The organism is Paenibacillus flagellatus (assembly GCF_003217775.1).
GTDB classification, from domain to species: Bacteria; Bacillota; Bacilli; order Paenibacillales; family NBRC-103111; genus Paenibacillus_AB; species Paenibacillus_AB flagellatus.
Genome location: NZ_QJVJ01000008.1, coordinates 27,994 through 45,342, shown reverse-complemented (window position 1 = coordinate 45,342; position 17,349 = coordinate 27,994). Strand labels below are relative to the sequence as shown.

Here is a 17,349-nt window from a genome sequence, read left to right as displayed (position 1 = left end):
TTCCTATTTTCGGAAGACCGTCAGGTAAAAATAGGGCGGGCGGTTTCCCCTATTCATGCGGACCGTTTTCCGCTATGCTGGAAAAGGAACTATCGACAGAGAGGATTGCGGACAACTTGGCGAAACTGTATTTCCGGTACGGGGCGATGAACAGCGGCAAATCGATCGAGGTGCTTCGCACCGCCCACAACTACGAAGAGCAAGGCAAACGGGTGCTGCTGTTCACCCCCGCGATCGACGACCGGTACGGCGTAGGCGCGGTCACGTCGCGGATCGGCATTCAGAAGGAAGCGGTCGTCATCACGGCCAGTCTCGATATGTACAAGCTCGCGGAGCGCGAGCGGCCGAACTGCATTTTGGTCGACGAGGCGCAGTTTTTGAACGAAACGCAGGTGAAGGCGCTGTGCGACATCGTCGACGAGTTGAACATCCCGGTTATCGCCTACGGGCTGCGGGCCGATTTTCGCGGCAAGCTGTTCGAGGGCAGCTATCATCTGCTCGCGCTGGCGGACAAGATCGAGGAAGTGAAGACGGTATGCTGGAGCTGCCAGCGCAAGGCGACGATGAACATGCGCTGCAAGGACGGCGTCCCCGTCTTCGAAGGCGAGCAAATTATGATCGGCGGCAACGAAAGCTATTTGCCGGTATGCCGTAAATGCTACTCGCAGGCTCGCAAGAAGGCCAAGGCGGCCGGCGGGGAGTAACGGGATGGCTGCCGATTGCCGGAGGGCGACGGGGTGCGGGGCGAGGCGGTCGAGGGTGAGGCGCTTCTCCTCCCCGCTTTCTCGCGTCAGGCGGTAACGGCCGGGGCCAAGGAGCCGCGTCAGCCTTCCCGGTGCCGCAGCCGCGAATCAGGTACAAATGTACGCGATTACGGTATGCTGGGCGTTTTCCCCATTCCCGATCGCAGCCGCTGCACGGAACGATCACTTCCGATACATAAGCCGTATCCGCTAGGAGGCGAGCTCCTCATGCCCGATTTGCACCGCATGTACCGCCCGATTCAGCCGCCCGACGCCGGACGGGCCGCCGCCGCATACCGCGAGGCGTTCCCTTCCCCCGCGCTCGCGCCTTTCGTCGCCTGCTTTTGGACGATGGAAGAGACGGTCGGCGCCATTCACCGGGTCGTGCCGGACGGCTGCATGGACATGCTGTTCGAATGGCGGCCGGACCGACCGGACGTCCGCCGGTCGATATGCGGCGCGTTCGACCGTCCGTTCGACGCCGCGTCCGCCGCGGCGGGCCGCCGGTATTTCGGCATCCGCTTTTTCCCGGGAGGGCTGTACCGGCTGTTCCGCGTCCCCTCGGCCGAATTCACCGACCGGCTCGTCCCGCTGGACGACGTCGCCGGCGCGCAAGGCCGTCTGCTGGCGGAGCGGCTGTCCGAGTGCGGCACCTTCGCCGAACGGGTCGCGGCGGCCGAGCGCTTCCTGCTGGACGCCTTGCGTCGCGGAACGCTTCCCGAGACGGATGCCGCCTTCGGCAACGCCCTGTACGAGCTGTTCCGTTCGGAGGGCGCCGCGCCGATCGCCGAGCTGGCCCGGTCCAGCGGCGTCGGCGAGCGGGCGCTGAACCGGCTGTTCGGCAGATGGACCGGTCTCGCTCCGAAGACGTTCGCCCGGATCGTCCGCTTCCAGCTCGTTTTGTCCGGGCTCGAGCGCGGATTCGGTCCGGACGATTGGGCCGGCGCGGCGGCGCGGTACGGCTTTGCCGACCAGGCGCATCTCATCCGCGATTTCCGCTCGCTGTACGGCGACTCCCCCGCGGCGGCCGGGCGCTCCCTCGTCCGGCGGTGAAGGCTGTCCGATTTGTTCAATACGGCGTCCGATTCAGGTGATAGGCTGGAGTCGTTCGGACCGTGAATCGAAGGAGGGATCGAGATGGAACCCGAACGGATCCGTTCGTTCGAGCAAGCGGGCGATCTCGTCCGCCGCTGCGGCATCCTGCCCCTGTCGGGGTTCATCCCCGACCATCCGTCGTTGGATGCGGCGACCGAGCCTTCCGCCTGGCACACCGGAACGGAAGCCGACCCTTGGCTTTGGCGGGTCCGGCTGGCAAGGGAAGGCGTGGCCGCATACGGCCGATTCGTCGCCAAAAAACCGGCGTTTCTCGCCGCCGAGCTGTTCCCGCTATTCGCCAGGGCGGTCGCGCCGGCCAAGCCGGTCGAGCGGCGGTATGCCGACGGCGAGCTGTCCCGGGCCGCCTGGCGCGTATATGAAGCGATCGAGGCGGAGCCGGGCATCGAAGCGCGGGCGCTGCGGCGGTCGGCGGGCATGACGGCGAAGACGGACAAATGCGAATTCGACAAAGCGTTGATCGAGCTGCAGGAATCGTTCGATATCGTCATCCGGGGAACGGAAGAGGTCCGCGGTGAGCAAGGCGGCAAAACCGGCTGGAACGGCACGTGTTATACGCCCGCCTCGCAATGGATGGCGGAGCACGGCCTGCCGGAGTGCGGCACCCTTTCCCGCGAAGATGCCGCAGCGAGCTTGCTGGCCCGGCTGGAGCCGATGGCAAGCGGAAAAGCGCTCGCCTTTTTGCGCAACAAATGGGGATTGTGAATCGATTCGAAAGCGAGGTTGATACGATGAATCACGTATCCGCGATACGCAGCCACCTGCTGCACGAATTGGAGCACGGCGTCGCGACGACGCGCCGCTTGCTCGAGCTGATCAAGCCGGAGCAATGGGACTACCGGCCGCGCGACAATATGCGCAGCCTACTGGAGGTGGCGCACCACCTCGTGACGATTCCGGGAAGCGACCTGGCCATTATGCAGGAAAAAGGAATGGACGACGTCAAGCGCGTCGAAGCCGAAGTGAGCGGCATTCGCGACCCGCTGCAGTTGGCCGCCGTCATGGAGCGGCTGTACGGGGAAATGAAAACGTACTTCGAATCGCTCCCCGACGACGAGTTCGTGAGCAGGGAGACGAAGGCGTTTTACGCGGAGCGTCCGGCGGCGCAGGCCAGGTGGCTGATCGAGACGACCACCCACGTCTACCACCACCGCTCGCAGCTGTACAGCTACATGAAGCAGCTCGGCCACGACATCCAGTTTTTCATCCTGTATTGATTGGTGCTCATTCGTCCTTGCCGACGAATAAAAGCTCCAGCCGTTCGCTTGCCTCCGCTTCGTCCTCCAGCATCGACCAATACGCCTTCAGCTCCTCCCGGACCGCTTCCAGCTCCTCCGTACCGAGCTGCAAGTCCGAGTACAGCTTGCAGCGGTCCCACCACGCGGACCCATCCGGGTCCCGGGAGGGGCGATTTCCCTCCAGCTCTTGACGGACGGCCATCGCTCCGGGGTGGGCGGGCAGCGTAAGCGTCCTCCGGCGCAGTTCGGTCTGCCACGCCTCCCCGCACAAGTACCGGACGAACGACCGCGCCGCCTCCGGCCAAGCCGCCTGCCGAACGACCGCAAGCCCGGTCGCGAGCAGCAAAGTCGCATCCGTGCGCAGTGCCGGAAGCGGAGTCACGCCGTAATCGAGATTCGTCCCGCTCAACCGGTTCAAGCCGTAATAGGTGGTCATGATCATCGATGTCCGCTCTTCCCGAAACCATCGCTCCACGTCCGCGTCGTTTTCCGTCCACAGCCGAACGGACGACTCTTGGGACCGGACGAGATCGCGGGCGACGCGCAGGCTTTCCCAGAACGCCGGATTTTCCGACGCGCGCCGGCCGTTCTCGGTACCGAAGCGGAACCCGTTCTGCAGCAAAAACACCGGCCATCGGTTGACCGACTGCATATGCGCGGCGAACGGGCAGACCCCCGACCGTTTGGCCAGCGTCCGAGCCGATTTGAGCAGCGTATACCAGGTCCAGCCCTCCTCCGGCTCCTTCAACGAGCTTGCCGCGAAATGCTCCCGGTTATAGCAAAGCACGACCGGAGAGTGAACGTACGGCGCCGCGGCCATTCTCCCTTGCGGCGTCCGGAACGGCTCCGCCAGCAGCGCGTTCGCATAATCCGTCGGAGGCGCATTGGCGAGCAGCGGCAGCGCCGGATCGCGCTCCCGCATCTTCAGCGCGTCCCAAGCGGTCAGCGCAATGACGTCCGCCATGCAGTGCTCGGCGTAATCGAGCGGGAACGGCGTCGGCATCAGCTTGACGGCGATCCCGGGGTGAGCCGCCTCGAACGCCGCGGCCGCCCGCTCCATCATCGCCTCCTCCCGCAATGACGGGTAATACGCAACCCGTACAAGGACGCGGTCGCGTTCCGCGGCGCCGGCCGCTCGCGAACCGTCCGCCATCGTCCCGGAGCCGCGTTCCCGGCCGGCTTCTCTCCCGCGGACCGCCTCCGCTTGTCCGAAGTCGCCTCGCCCAAGATTGGTCGCGTCATTCCCGTTCCCGGTATCCCCCGCCGTCTCCGACGATTCCGTTCCCGCGCCCGGCTCGGGCCGGTCGACCCGGTTGCCGACCCGGCGAATTTTGACGATCAGCCCTTCCCCGACGAGCCGGTCCAGCGCCTTCCGTACCGATTCCTTGCTTAAGCCGTACCTACGCCCCAGTTCCACCTCCGAGGGCAAATAGTCGCCGTGCTGCAGGCGTCCCTCCCGAATATCGGAGCGCAGCCTGTCCAGCAATCGCCGTATTTTCGCATCAAATTCGCTTCGGCTGGGCCTTGCCATCGTCTTCCCCCGCTCCCGTCTGTCATTACTTGGATTATAGCACAGTTCTTCCTTCGCACGACAATTTATTAGGCTACATCTAGGATATATTTTTTTCTTGGCACCCCTCCGTAAAATACGTTGACAGCGGTTTCACATCGGTGTAGGCTTATTTATATCGTTTACATATCGCCTAGAACTTGAGCGTAAGCAGCTAAGCGATTCATTTTCATGAAAGCGTTCCAATCGACAAAGGAGGAATGAAGATGACTTGGAAAAAAGCCGCCTCCGTTCTGCTATGCGCGGCACTGGCGATCCCCGCCGTGTCCGTTCCGGCACGGGCCGAGGAAATCGTCGACTATGAGCCGATTCCGGTCGTTAACGGCGGATTCGAGCAGTCGAACGACTCGCTGCCCGGCTGGACCGTCGTCCCCGCCATGCCGTCGGCCGGACTCGAAGCGGCGGTGTCGCAGGACCAGGCGTTCGCCGGCACGAACAGCGTCAAAATCGTCGACAACAGCCCGAAATCGCTCGAGGTATCGAGCGGGCTTATTCCCGTAACCGCGGGCAAGACTTACCGCCTCACGGCCAAAGTATACGTGACGGGCAAAAGCATCCGGGGCTATCTCCGCTTCAAAAAAGGCGGAAGCGGCACCGATTTGTCCGGCGGCCTGAACACCCAGCTGATCAGCATCCTGTCCGCGAACAACGGCTGGCAGACGCTCACGATCGAGGCGAAGGCGCCGGAGGGGGCGGAATTCGCGCAAGCCTCGTTCTACATGGGAGCGGCGGGAACCGGGACGTCGGCCTACGTGGATGAGGTCCGGCTCGAGCTCAAAACCGTCGCCGTCGTCAATCCGTTGGAGCTTCCGTTCGATCCTCCCGTCGTCGTCGGAGACGCGGTTCGGACCGCCTTGTCCCAATCCGCCGCCTACGGAGTCGGGCCCGACGGCCGGGTCGAGCAGTACGTGACCACCGTAGGGACACCGGTCGCCTTTCACACGGTCGACGCCGTGACCGGCGAGCTTCTGTTTTCCGAGCCGCTCCCGGGGTCGGACACGATCTGGGGACTGACGCCGGCGTCCGACGGCAACGTCTATTTCAGCACGAACGGCGAGCTGTACCGGTACGCGGTCGCCGAACGGCGCATCGAGGCGCTCGGCCAAAACCCTTCCAACAAGCAGGTATTCGATCTGAAGGCGAGCCGGGACGGCAAGCTGTACGGCGCCACATACTCGAATACGAATATGGGCCGCGTCTTCGAATACGACATCGCCTCGGGGACGTTCCGCGATCTGGGCGTCATGAAGGCCGGGCAGCAATACGCGCGCGGGCTCGGCGTAACCGACGACAGCGTCTACGTCGGAATCGGGACGACCGCCCATCTGATGCGGTACGACCGGCGTACCGGGGAAGTGACGGAAATCGATATTCCCGGCGTTTCCGGCTTGTCCGGGACGCTTTCCGAGGTCGCCGTGTACGGGGGCAAGCTGCTCGTCTATGCGGGCGCGAAGCTGCATGTGCTGGACGAACGCACGCACGCTTTTATTCGGACGATCGATTTTCAATCGAAGGTATCGCCGCCTTCCCCCCATAACCCGAACTGGATTTATTACAAGCTGCAGGGCGAGCTGTACCGCTACGATCTCGCGGCCGATGCCGTCATCCAAGTCGAGGGCGTTCCGGAGCTGCCCGACGACACGGCCGTCAAAGCGCACGCTTGGGTGACGCCGACGACCGGCACTTTTGCCGGGAAGACGGTTTTGGCCGGAATGGCCGCCTTCGGCGAGTCGTTCCTGTACGACCCGATCGCCAACGTCTACGAGGAGCATATGGCGAACGTACCGCCGTCCCCCGCCACCGTGAACGCGCTGGAGGCGAACGGCGACTACTTGTACGTCGGCGGCTACCAGCGTGGCATGAGCGTGTACGATACGAAAACCGGACAGTTCGTCCACAACAACCAATCGTTCCACCAGCCGGAAGGCATCGGCTTCCTGAACGGCGTCGCCTACTTCGGCACGTACAGCGGCGCGAGAATGTACCGGCTGGATATGTCCAAGCCGCTGGAATACCGTGAGCTGGAATGGGCCAACCCGGGGCTGGCCGCGGACATCGGGCACGAACAGGATCGCCCGTTCGCGATGACGAGCGGCGACGGGCGGCTGTTTATCGGCACGTTCCCTACGTACGGCCAGCTGGGAGGCGCCCTGACGATACTGCGGGAGACGGCGGCGGCCGACGGCACCGGCATCGCGGTCGAACACGAGACGTTCCGCCATCTGGTGCCCAACCAAAGCGTGTTCGGTCTCGCCTACCGGAACGGTAAAGTGTATGGCGGTACGTCCCGCGTCGGTGGCCTGGGGGTCGATCCGACGGAAGCCGAAGCGAAAATGTTCGTGTTCGACACGACCGCGAAGCGGCTGGCCGTGCAGCCGTTCACGCCGGCCATCCCTCGTCTGACGGGGCCGATCAACGTCATCGGCGAGCTGTCGATCGGACCGGACGGCTTGCTCTGGGGCATCGCCGACGGCACCGTGACGAAGGCGGACGGCACGGTCGATCATTACGACGCCGCCCTGTTCGCCATGAATCCGGATACGCTGCAAATCGTCAAAAGCAAAATCATCGCGCAATCGCCGTTCAACACGAGCAAATATCGGCCGTACTACTTGCGCTGGGGCCCGGACGGACTGCTCTATACGACGATCGGACGAAAGCTGTTCGCCGTCGATCCCGCCGACCTTCGCGCCAAGCAAGTCGTCGAAGGAACGGTCAACCTGATGACGGTCGGACCGGACGGAAGCTTGTACTACGTCGTCGGCTCCAAGCTGCATAAAATACCGGTCAAAATCGACCGGGTCGTCGCCGGCGCGTCCAATACCTCACTCCATATCGGCGAAGCGTCGCCGCTGTCCGCCGCCGTTTGGCTCGTCAACGGCAAGCAGGCGGCGTGGGACGGCGCGGCGGTCCGCTATACGTCCAGCGCCCCCGGCGTCGCCGCCGTCGAGAACGGCGAGCTGAAGGCGGTATCGGCCGGCACGGCCGCGATTCGCGCCGTCGTCGTCATGGACGGCCGAACGGTCGAGTCCGCGCCGGTCGAGGTGCGCGTCTATCCGGACCGTTTCGCCGACGTGCTCTATAATCCGGGCGGCAAGCTGAAGGGCGAATTGAAGCTTGATTCGCCGCCGACCGCCTCCCCGGTTACCGTCGAGGTGCACGGACCGGAAGGCTTGCTCGCCTCGCAAACCGTCGCCTCGAGCACGTACGGCAGCGGAACGTATGCGTACGCCTTCTCGTTCAAGCCTTCGGAGCTGGACCCGAAAACCGTGAACACGATTCAACTGAAAGCGTATTTGAACGGGGAGCTGTACAGCTTATCCCCGTGGATTCGCCAAACCGCGCCGGGGAACGGCCACATTCCCCCGGGACGGGAGTAGCGACCGGGTCACCCAACTATTGGAAAATGTTTAATATCGTGAAACATTCCCCTCCCTTCTTCCGTATAAAACGGTAACTTGGGAAACGGAGGGAACGCGCTCATGAAACACGACACCGAGCGAACCGCCGCCTCGCGATCGAGCCAAGCGCTCGTCGGACTGTTCGTCGCCGCCGCTCTGTCGGCGACGGCCGCCGGATGCGCTCCGCGCTCGAATGCGGTGCCGGGCCAGTCGTACACGACCTACACCGGCTCCGGCGGCTCGACGCCGGGCATGTCGACCGCCCCGCCGTCCGGCGGCACCGGCGGCTCCGACACGTATTGCCCGGACCGGGACACCGACTGGGAATGCGACGACGGAAGCGGCAGCATCGACCGATCCTCCGCGGCCGCCTACTACCATAACGGAGTCGGCTACTACTCGCGTTCGTCCGGCGTGTCGAGCGGGGCGCGGGCGGTGCCGCCGACGCCGCCCGCCTCCGGCGGCGCCGCAACCGAGACGAAGCCGGCTTCCCCCGCGCAGACGCCGCCGACGACCAGCTCGCGCACCGGGTCGTTCACGACCGGCGGCAGCGGTTCCGTCGGCACGCCGGCCGGCAGCGCAAGCGCGGGCAATGCCGGCAGCCCGACCGCCGGCGGAACGGCGGGCGGCGCAAGCGCAAGCACGTCCGGCAGCGGCACCGGGACGGCCGCCGGCTCCGGCAAGGCGAGCGCCGGCACGTCGTCCGGCTCGTCCGGAAGCTCCTCCGGCTCCGTATCCGGAAGCTCGTCCGGCTCCACCGGCGGCTCCTTCAGCTCCGGCGGCGGCTCGTCGTCGTCGTCGTACAGTGGCATCGGCAGCTCGAGCCCGAGCTCGTCCGGGGGCTGAGCGCGAAGTCCGCCTTCGCGACGAAACGCCCGATAGGCTCCTCGCGGGATCTTGATCCCGCGAATGGGCCGATCGGGCGTTTTGGCCGTTGCCGCACGATTATTTCAACAGCATCAATCCTTCGAACTGGACGTCGAAGTCGACGGTCGTCCCGTCCGCGCTCACGCTGTATGCACGCACCTGGAGCCTGTCGCCGTCCGCCTTCGGCGTGTCCAGCCCGAGCGTCCCGTACGAGTCGTCGGCGAGCGGCGTAACCGTAAGCGCCGTGCCGTTCCACGACAGTTTGTACAGAACCGTGGCTCGGGCGTCGGCGTGATCCCTCGTCGCGGTGACGTAGAGCAGCCCTTCCGCCCCTTTGCCGAGCGGGAAGGCGTCGAGCCACGGCGTATACTGCCCGGCGACCGTGCCGCTCATCGCCGCCGCCCGGCTCTTCAGCGGCATCGCCGCCTTGTAGCCGGCACCGTAGCCGATATCGCCGGCCGTATTGCCGTGGAACGAATTGCCCGCGATATGCCATGCCGAGCCGCTGCCGTCGATATACATCCCGTAGCCGCCGTTGTCCCGGCTAATATTGCTCGTTACCTTCAGGTTCGGCAGCGAGCCGACGAGATGGACGCCGTGTCCCGTATTGGACGTGGCGACATTGTCCGAGATGACGACGTCCGACGCGCCTTGTCCGCTCGCCTTGATCCCGCCCCCGCTGCGCGTCACCGTGTTGCCCGTCACCGCCGTATTCGTCGCCTGCGTGTCCGTGCTGTACTCGAGGTGGATGCCGTAATCGTGCGCCCGGTCGATCGTATTGCCGGAAATCGTAATATAATCGCCGTCGATGACGTAGATGCCGGAATTGAGCTGCACGTCCGGGCTGTTCCCGACGCCGTTGATCACGTTGCCGACGATCGAAATATGCTTCGCCTCGTCCTCGATATGGATCGCTTCGTAGCGCGCATCGACGATGACGTTGCCCGTAATCGACACGTGCGTGGCGCCCGCGATGCCGATGCCGAAGCCGCCGGTCGCCTCCGCTCCGGGATACGACGGCACGCGGATGTAGTTGTTCGCCACGATGATGTTCGACCCCGCCGTATACGCCGCACCGGGATGATTCAGCTCGACCGCGTCGCTGTAGATGTCGAGGAAGGCGTTGCCGATAATGCGGACGTCCTCGATGTCCGTCGCCATGAAGTTGGTCAGCACGCCGTAGTTGACTCCCTCGAACCGGTTGCCCTCGACCAGAATATGCCGGACGCCGGTGCTGTTCGCGTTCACCGCCTGCGCCCACCGCCCGGTAAACGTGCTGCCGACGATACGCACGTGGCCCGAGTCCGCGCCGAGATCGATGCCGATCGAGCCGCTCGTCTTGTTGTTCTCGATCCACAGCCCGTCGAATTCGATGTTTCGCTGCCCGGCGCCAACGGCGAAGACGGCGTAGTCGGCCGCGTTCTTCTTCGCGATTTTCGCCTGGTCGCCGACCAGCTTCGTGTTGGACGATACGAGCAAGTCCTTATCCGTCACATACGTGCCTTTCGGGAAATAGACCGTGCCGCCGCCCGCGGCCGCCGCCGCGTCCAAAGCCCGCTGGATCGCCGCCGTATCGGCCGTCGCCCCGTCTCCCTTCGCCCCGTAAGCCGTGTCCTTCACGTTGATGACGTTCATGATTCCCGCCGCAGCGTGTCCGCCTTTTTTCCCTTGTCCGGCCCGTTCCGCCATCCTGTCCGCCTCGTCGCTCTTGGCCAGCGCCGTTCCCGCCGGCAGCGCAAGCGCGATGGCCAGCGCGAGCAGAGTAAACCGCATTCCCGTTCTCCGCATCATTCCATTCCTCCTTATCGTTATCGCGATCGTGTCTGACCGGATGTCATTGCCGGCTTGGCCCTCTGGTCGCGGGCCGCATCACCTCCTCCGTCGCCGGCTGCGCTCGGGCTCATTCCTTGACCGCCCCCACGACGATCCCTTTGACGAAATACTTTTGCAAAAACGGGTAAACAAGCAGCACCGGCAGCGAGCCGATCAAAATTTGCGACGCCCGCACCGTCCGGTCGGATATGTTCTCGATTGCTTGGGGGTTGCTCGCCAGCTTCGTAAAATCGACCTGCACGATAATCGTCTGCAGCAGCGTCGACAGCGGCCAATCCGACGGCTTCGACAAGTAGATCATCCCGTCGAACCAAGCGTTCCAGTGGGACACGATATGGAACAGCGTCAGCGTGGCGAGCGACGGCAGCGACACCGGCAAATAAATGCGGACGAGCGTCGCGACCTGCCCGGCCCCGTCGATGAACGCCGCCTCCTCCAGCTCCTTCGGCACGCCGCGGAAAAAATTGAGCAGCAGGATGACGTTGAACACCGTCACCAGCCCGGGCAGGATGAGCGCCCAAAACGAGTTGATCAGCCCGAGCTTCGACATGATGACGTACGACGGTACGAGGCCGCCGCTGAACAGCATCGTGACGATGAAATACCACGTGTAGACGGTGCGTCCGCGCAAAACGGCGTTATCCTTGGACAGCGGATAAGCGGTCATGATCGTGACCAGCATCCCGAGCGCCGTACCGGCGACGACCCGCTTCACGGATACGCCGAAGGCGGTCAGGAAGTGGTCGTTGCCGAACGTCTTCGCGTACGCGTCCCAGTTGAAATCGACCGGCCAAAAGACGACGACATTGGCGCTCGCCGCCGCCTTGCCGCTGAAGGAGACGGCCAGAATGTGCAGCAGCGGAAGGACGCAGGCGACGGCGAGCACGGCGAGCAGCGCCAGGTTGAACGCGTTGAACAGACGGTACCCTTTCGTTTTGTAATACATGGCGTCGACGCTCCTAGAAAATGCGGTAGTTGGCGAACCGGTAAGCGAGCCGGTACGAGACGGCGATGAGCAGCAGCCCGACGACCGACTTGAACAAGCCGACGGCGGTGGCGAAGCTGAAATCGCCGGACAGCAGGCCGACCCGGTACACGTACGTGTCGATGATGTCGCCCTTCTCGAAGACGAGCGGGTTGTACAGGTTGAAGATTTGATCGAACCCGGCGTTCAAAATGTTGCCGAGCGACAGCGTCGCCACGACGACGGTAATCGGCGTAATGGCGGGAATCGTCACGTACAGCGTCTGCTTCCACCGGTTCGCGCCGTCGATCTCCGCCGCCTCGTAGAGCGCCGGATTGACGCCCGCGAGCGACGCGAGGAACAGGATCGTACCGAAGCCGAACTCCTTCCAGACGTCGGTCAGAACGACGGTCGCCCGGAACCAGTCGCCGTCGCCGAGAAAAAACACGGGCTCGATGCCGAACAGCGCGGTCAACGTCCGGTTGACGATTCCTTTCAGCGACAGCAGGTCGATCATGATGCCGGCGAGAATGACCCACGACAGAAAGTGGGGCAAGTAGACGAGCGTCTGAACCGTCCGCTTGAACCGGACCCGGCGAACCTCGTTCAGCAGCAGGGCGAAGACAAGCGGCGCGAGCAGGTTGGCGACCAGCTTCATCGCGGAGATGATCAGCGTGTTCCAGATGACGCGCGTGCTGTCCTCCTGCGAAAACAAATACTCGAAATGGGCGAATCCGACCCACGGCGAACGCCAAAACCCGTACCACGGCTTATAGTCCTGAAATGCGATAACCAGGCCGAACATCGGCAAGTAAGCGAATACGAACGTCAGCGCGACGGCCGGCGCCAGCATCGCATGCAGCGGCCACATCCGCTTCAGATGCCGCAGCATCGTTCCTCCCCCTTTCCGAGCCGGGGGTCGGCGGGAGAGGAATCGCTCCCCCTCCGCCTCCCCGGCTCCGGTTATTTGCCGCCGACCGATTTGTACCAGTCGTTGACCTCTTTCGTGACGGCTTCGCCGCCCGAGGTGCGCCACTTCTCCACGAACTTGTCGAACTCGTCGAGCGGCGCGCGGCCGTAAATGATTTTCGTGAACGTGTCCATCTCGAGCTTTTGCAGCATTTCGCCTTTCGACCGCATCGTCTCGGTTGCTCCCCCGATGAACAGGTCTTCATAGGCGGTATCTTTGGCGGCGTATACCATCATGGCGTTGGCGACGACGCTTTTGCAGCAATCGTAGTTGCCCCGGTCGACCGCGTTGGCGGGCTGCTCCCCCGGCTTCAGCTTGCTCAGCCTCGTAAACGAATCGATATTGCGCGACGGATCGTTCGGCGTCTCGGGAATGAGCGTCGCCTTGTACACGTCGAACGGCCCGCCAGGTATTTTGTCCGGCTCCTTCGTCACTTTGCCGTCGACGATCGCGTAATCGTACCCCTCCATGAAGCCGTTCTCCATGTCCGAGCCCGGCGTTCCCGACGAAAACTCGAGCAGCTTGTTGAAGTAGTGGAACGCGGCGTCCGGATGCTTGTAATTTTTGTTGATCAAAAAGGCGTGCGTGGCGAGGCTGAGCGTGTAGTGACCGGTTTTGCCGTCAGGGCCGACGGGAAGCGGGTAGGCGGTCATCGAGGCGCCCGGCACGTTTTTGGCCAAATCGCCGATCGGCCAAGTGGCGCCCCAGAACGGAGCCGGGAGAATGCCCGCCTTGCCGGATACGGCCAGCTCCGACGCCTTCGTGACGTCGTGCAGCGTCGCCTCCTTGTCGATGTACCCTTTCTCGATCCATTCCTTCACCTTGGCGAGCGCCGGCTTCATCTCCGGCTGCACCGATCCGTATTGGAGCCCGCCGTTTTTCGCCTTCGTCCAGACGGCGGGGGTGGCGCCGTACGCGCCGAATATCCAGCTGCCGTCGGCCAGCCAATTGTTGAAGTTGAGCGTGTTGCCGGTGTTTTGCAGCGAAAGCGCTATACCGACCGTATCTTTTTTGCCGTTGCCGTCCGGATCTTGGTTGACGAAGGCGTCCATGATCGTCTCCAAGTCGGCGATCGTCTTCGGCGGCTGCAGGTTCAGCTTCTTCATCCAGTCGTCGCGGATGTAGAGCAGGCTGTCGGTGTTGTGCGCCAGCTGCATGATCGGCAGCCCGTACCGCTTGTTGTTTTTGCTGACCAGATTCCACGCCTGCGGATACTGCTGCATGATCCGCTTCAGCTCGCCGGAAGCGTATTGGTCGAACGCCTGGGTAATGTCCATGAATTGCCCGGAATCGATCAAATTTTGCAGCAGGTTTTTGCTCGCCGTATCGTTCGCCCAGACGTGCAGGACGTCCGGCATCGGCTCGTTCGCCGACAGCGACAGCCGCAGCTTGTTCGCGCAGGCGCCGCTCTCGTGGGGCGCGCTCCAGACGTATTTGACCTCGATGCCGAGCTTCTCCTTCGCCCAGCGCAGCGCGACGTTGTTCTCGAACGTCTCGCCGTTTTTGTACTTCAGATCGCTCGTGCAGCCGATCGTCGTCATCGTCACCGGCGGGTTGAACTTGCCTCCTTCGAACGGCGCGGTATGCCCGTTATAGTTCGCCGCCGCCTCGGGCGCTTTGCTCCCGTCGTCGCCGGAGCCGCCGTCCTTCGAATCGCCGCATGCCGCCAGCACGGTGCCTAGGGCGAGCGCGAGCGCCACCGTCCCGGCAACCCGCTTATGCGCGTGTTTCCCCAACTTCCATTCCCCCGTTTCTCGGCTTCTCGAATTGGATACGCTTTCAAGTATAGGGCGGAGCCCTCCTTTCGTCATGAAACAACGATTGGGCGATATGTCGCTGTCGTTGGATGTTGGCGGAGAGTCGGCCTTTCGGCAGTCCGGCGCCCCCGGTCCTAGGGTCCATTTCCATAGTGCACCGGCTTTCGGGTTCAGCGGTACGTGTCCCGGAATTCCTTCGGGGTCATTCCCTCCTGCTCTTGGAACAGCTTGACGAAATAGCTGGCGGACTGGTAGCCCGTCCGTTCGGCGATTTCGTATATTTTCATGTCCGTGTCGAGCAGCAGCCGTTTCGCCTCCAGCATCCGCCGTCTCGTCACGAACTCGGTAAACGGCATGCCAGCCTCCCGCTTGAACAGGACGCTGAAGTAGCTGACGTTCAGGTGGACCGCCTGCGCCGCGTCCTTCGCGGTAAGCGGCTCCGCGAGACGCTCCTCCGCGTACCGGACCGCCTCGCGGATCAGCGGGTTGGCGATCTCGTTCCGGCCGCCGCCGAACAGCTCCGGATAAGCCTCCATCCGCTTCCGCCGGGTCGTCCCGAGCCGCAGCTCCTCGGCGCGGCGCAATCCTTCCTCGACCTCGCCGATCAGCCGGCTCTCGTCGATCGGCTTGAGCAAGTAGCTGATCGCGCCGAGCGAGACGGCGGTCCGCGCATATTCGAACTCCGCGTGTCCGGTCAGCAAAATCGCTGCGACGCCGTCGCCCGCCTCCCGCAGCTTTCGGATCAGCTCCAGCCCGTCCATGCGCGGCATCCGGATGTCGGTGATGAGCAGGTCGCAGCCGTCTTTCCTTTCCCGCAGCCGCTCCCACGCTTCCAAGCCGTCCTCCGCCACGATAATGTCGCATTGTCCTTTGGCCCATCGGGTCAACGTCCGAAACAGCCCGTTGCGGGTCAAGCTTTCGTCGTCGACGATCATGATGCTGCACGTCCGGTTCATGACGAGCCTCCCTTCGGAATGTTCAATTCGACGACCGTTCCTTGGCCGGCCCTGCTGCGGATCGTCATGGCGTCGTCCGTACCGTAATACAGCTGAAGCCGGCGGCGGATGTTCGACAAGCCGATGCCCGCGCCTCCGCCGGGAGAGGTCGACGGCCTCCCTCGCAAGTCGGCTTCGAGCCTCTCCCACCCTTCCTCGTCGATGCCGCTTCCGTCGTCCTCGACGCGAATGACGATCGACCGTCCGTCCGCGGACGGGCGGATCGTCAAGCCGATGACGCCGCGCCCTTTTTGCGGCTCGATGCCGTGCCGGATCGCATTCTCGATCAGCGGCTGGATAAGCAGCTTCGGGAGAGGGAGCTTGAGCGATTCAGGAGCGATGTCGCATTCCCACCCGATCCGGTCCCCGAGACGCATCGCCATCAGCGTCATGTACAGCTCGGCATGGCGCACCTCGTCCGCCACCGTCACCCAATCGTCCGCGCCGGGGCTTTTAACGGTATACCGGAACAGCTCGGACAAGGCGATGACGTTGGCGGCCAGCCCGTCCTCGTCCTTTTCCTTCAACATCCAGTAAAACGCCTCCAGCGTATTGAACAGAAAATGCGGATGGATTTGCGCCTGCAGCGCTTTGACCTCGGCTTGGCTTTGCAGCAGCTCTTTTTCGTACACGGTCGAGATCAGCTCCCGGATTTGCTCCACCATCCGGTTGTAGGTCGAATTGAGCTCGTTCATCTCCCGGTTGTAGTACACGGCCGGATTCGGCCTCGGCACGCGGCCGGGTGCGCTTCGCATCGCCCGGATCAGCTTGCGGACGGGCCTCGCGATCATCGTCGACAAGCCGTGCGTCAGCAGGACGAGCAGTGCCGTGCCGATCAGTCCGGCCCACAGCAGCGCGTCCCGGACGACGTACACGCCTTCCGCGAGCCGGTCAAGCGGCGTCAGGACGACAAGCGTCCAGTTCGTCGTACGGGACGTTATCCGGAACGGCACATAGGTCGTACCGTCGATTCGGACCGGCTCGGTCGCGGCGCTCGCCTGGCCGGCCGATAGCGGAAGCGCGGCGCGGTTGGAGGCGATCGCTTCTCCTTTGCCGTCCAGCCAGTAGACGATGCTGCCCTCGATGCCCGGAAACGACGGCTTGACGATCGGCAGCCCGAGCTTGCCGACACGGACGAGCAAATAGCCGCCGCTCGCATACTTATCGTTCTCCAGCCGGATTTGCCGGATGGCCAGAAGGCTGCCGCTGTCCGCGGGATCGAGCCCGAGCCAGACCAGCTCGCCGGGCTTGCCGTCGGCCGCGGCCGACCATTCCGGATCGAGCCGCTCCGTCGGAGCCGGCTTCACGGGGTAGACCGCTTCGTCGCCGGCGTACAGATCGATCGAAACGATCGAGGCCGCGTACGACCGCAGCTCCTCGAGGACGAGCTTGGCCGATATTTTGTGATCGACGTCGATCCCGCCCTGCGGCGCCTCCCGCTTGATCGCCGACAGCAGCTCCTGCAGCCGCGGATCGACCGCGATTTGGAACGTGACCGTGTCCACTTGGCCGAGCAGGGCGTCGAGCGAGTCGTTCGCCTGCAGGGCGACTTGGCGGACGTAGCGATCGGTGCTGTCGCGGATCAGCAGCGAGATGCGGGAGTAGGCGATCGAGCCGGTGACGAGCAGCACGGCCAGCAGCACGAGCAGCGTCCCGAGCAAAATTTGCGTGCGAAACTTCGACGCTTGGACGAAGGCGAACAGGCGACGCATCGGCACGGCCATCCTCCTTTCAATAGGGGTAGCGCTGGTTTCATTATAGGCCGCGGGATTGGCGGATTTCCTTTAAAAATCGGCCGAAAATCTGTAATTATTCGGATGGCGAGGGCTCACCGTTCGGGTTATCATATCGCGGAACAGCAAAAAGCCGCCTCGATCCCTAAGGATCAATGCGGCCGC

At 63.5% G+C, this 17,349-nt stretch carries 13 protein-coding genes; 6 read left to right on the top strand and 7 right to left on the bottom strand.

The features are described from left to right. Nucleotides 1-116 precede the first annotated feature (116 nt). From DLM86_RS17840 to DLM86_RS17825, 4 genes are all read left to right on the top strand, one after another. Nucleotides 117-704, top strand: coding sequence for a thymidine kinase (locus DLM86_RS17840; protein WP_110841422.1), 588 nt, complete (start codon nucleotides 117-119; stop codon nucleotides 702-704). Between the two features lie 267 nt (nucleotides 705-971). Continuing rightward, nucleotides 972-1,796, top strand: a complete 825-nt coding sequence (locus DLM86_RS17835; RefSeq protein ID WP_158289539.1) for a DUF6597 domain-containing transcriptional factor — start codon at nucleotides 972-974, stop codon at nucleotides 1,794-1,796. 84 nt (nucleotides 1,797-1,880) lie between these two features. Beyond that, nucleotides 1,881-2,561 (top strand): AlkZ-related protein, encoded by a 681-nt coding sequence (locus DLM86_RS17830; RefSeq protein ID WP_110841420.1) that lies wholly within the window; start codon nucleotides 1,881-1,883, stop codon nucleotides 2,559-2,561. A gap of 26 nt (nucleotides 2,562-2,587) precedes the next feature. After that, a complete protein-coding gene (locus tag DLM86_RS17825; protein ID WP_110841419.1) occupies nucleotides 2,588-3,073 on the top strand; it encodes a DinB family protein in 486 nt (161 codons plus the stop codon). A gap of 7 nt (nucleotides 3,074-3,080) precedes the next feature. On the opposite strand, the gene DLM86_RS17820 is transcribed toward DLM86_RS17825, so the two are convergent. Continuing rightward, nucleotides 3,081-4,625, bottom strand: a complete 1,545-nt coding sequence (locus DLM86_RS17820; RefSeq protein WP_110841418.1) for an extracellular solute-binding protein — start codon at nucleotides 4,623-4,625, stop codon at nucleotides 3,081-3,083. 245 nt (nucleotides 4,626-4,870) lie between these two features. Between DLM86_RS17820 and DLM86_RS17815 the strand changes: the two genes are divergently transcribed. Together DLM86_RS17815 and DLM86_RS31760 are read left to right on the top strand one after the other, a co-directional pair. Then, nucleotides 4,871-8,044, top strand: a complete 3,174-nt coding sequence (locus DLM86_RS17815; protein WP_110841417.1) for a hypothetical protein — start codon at nucleotides 4,871-4,873, stop codon at nucleotides 8,042-8,044. A gap of 102 nt (nucleotides 8,045-8,146) precedes the next feature. Next, a complete protein-coding gene (locus DLM86_RS31760) occupies nucleotides 8,147-8,911 on the top strand; it encodes a hypothetical protein (RefSeq protein ID WP_146250239.1) in 765 nt (254 codons plus the stop codon). Between the two features lie 99 nt (nucleotides 8,912-9,010). Here DLM86_RS31760 and DLM86_RS17805 read toward each other — a convergent pair whose 3' ends face one another. The 6 genes from DLM86_RS17805 to DLM86_RS17780 all read right to left on the bottom strand — a co-directional run bounded on the left by DLM86_RS17805 (nucleotide 9,011) and on the right by DLM86_RS17780 (nucleotide 17,163). After that, complete coding sequence (locus tag DLM86_RS17805; protein ID WP_110841415.1) at nucleotides 9,011-10,723, bottom strand: right-handed parallel beta-helix repeat-containing protein; 1,713 nt, start codon at nucleotides 10,721-10,723, stop codon at nucleotides 9,011-9,013. A 109-nt stretch (nucleotides 10,724-10,832) separates the two neighbouring features. Beyond that, nucleotides 10,833-11,711, bottom strand: coding sequence for a carbohydrate ABC transporter permease (locus DLM86_RS17800; RefSeq protein ID WP_110841414.1), 879 nt, complete (start codon nucleotides 11,709-11,711; stop codon nucleotides 10,833-10,835). 13 nt (nucleotides 11,712-11,724) lie between these two features. Beyond that, nucleotides 11,725-12,621 (bottom strand): ABC transporter permease, encoded by an 897-nt coding sequence (locus tag DLM86_RS17795; protein WP_110841413.1) that lies wholly within the window; start codon nucleotides 12,619-12,621, stop codon nucleotides 11,725-11,727. Between the two features lie 71 nt (nucleotides 12,622-12,692). Beyond that, the gene (locus DLM86_RS17790) at nucleotides 12,693-14,435 is read right to left on the bottom strand and encodes an extracellular solute-binding protein (protein ID WP_110841412.1); all 1,743 of its coding nucleotides are present in this window, start codon (nucleotides 14,433-14,435) and stop codon (nucleotides 12,693-12,695) included. A 191-nt stretch (nucleotides 14,436-14,626) separates the two neighbouring features. Further along, nucleotides 14,627-15,412, bottom strand: a complete 786-nt coding sequence (locus tag DLM86_RS17785; protein ID WP_110841411.1) for a response regulator transcription factor — start codon at nucleotides 15,410-15,412, stop codon at nucleotides 14,627-14,629. After that, nucleotides 15,409-17,163 (bottom strand): cache domain-containing sensor histidine kinase, encoded by a 1,755-nt coding sequence (locus DLM86_RS17780; protein WP_245954721.1) that lies wholly within the window; start codon nucleotides 17,161-17,163, stop codon nucleotides 15,409-15,411. The genes DLM86_RS17785 and DLM86_RS17780 overlap by 4 nt, the downstream gene beginning before the upstream one ends. Between the last annotated feature and the right edge of the window lie 186 nt (nucleotides 17,164-17,349).

Coding starts and splice junctions, on each gene's coding strand:
- DLM86_RS17835 (WP_158289539.1), top strand. CDS start 972: ATGCCCGATTTGCACCGCATGTACCGCCCGATTCAGCCGCCCGACGCC.
- DLM86_RS17830 (WP_110841420.1), top strand. CDS start 1,881: ATGGAACCCGAACGGATCCGTTCGTTCGAGCAAGCGGGCGATCTCGTC.
- DLM86_RS17825 (WP_110841419.1), top strand. CDS start 2,588: ATGAATCACGTATCCGCGATACGCAGCCACCTGCTGCACGAATTGGAG.
- DLM86_RS17820 (WP_110841418.1), bottom strand. CDS start 4,625: ATGGCAAGGCCCAGCCGAAGCGAATTTGATGCGAAAATACGGCGATTG.
- DLM86_RS17815 (WP_110841417.1), top strand. CDS start 4,871: ATGACTTGGAAAAAAGCCGCCTCCGTTCTGCTATGCGCGGCACTGGCG.
- DLM86_RS31760 (WP_146250239.1), top strand. CDS start 8,147: ATGAAACACGACACCGAGCGAACCGCCGCCTCGCGATCGAGCCAAGCG.
- DLM86_RS17805 (WP_110841415.1), bottom strand. CDS start 10,723: ATGATGCGGAGAACGGGAATGCGGTTTACTCTGCTCGCGCTGGCCATC.
- DLM86_RS17800 (WP_110841414.1), bottom strand. CDS start 11,711: ATGTATTACAAAACGAAAGGGTACCGTCTGTTCAACGCGTTCAACCTG.
- DLM86_RS17795 (WP_110841413.1), bottom strand. CDS start 12,621: ATGCTGCGGCATCTGAAGCGGATGTGGCCGCTGCATGCGATGCTGGCG.
- DLM86_RS17785 (WP_110841411.1), bottom strand. CDS start 15,412: ATGAACCGGACGTGCAGCATCATGATCGTCGACGACGAAAGCTTGACC.
- DLM86_RS17780 (WP_245954721.1), bottom strand. CDS start 17,163: ATGCGTCGCCTGTTCGCCTTCGTCCAAGCGTCGAAGTTTCGCACGCAA.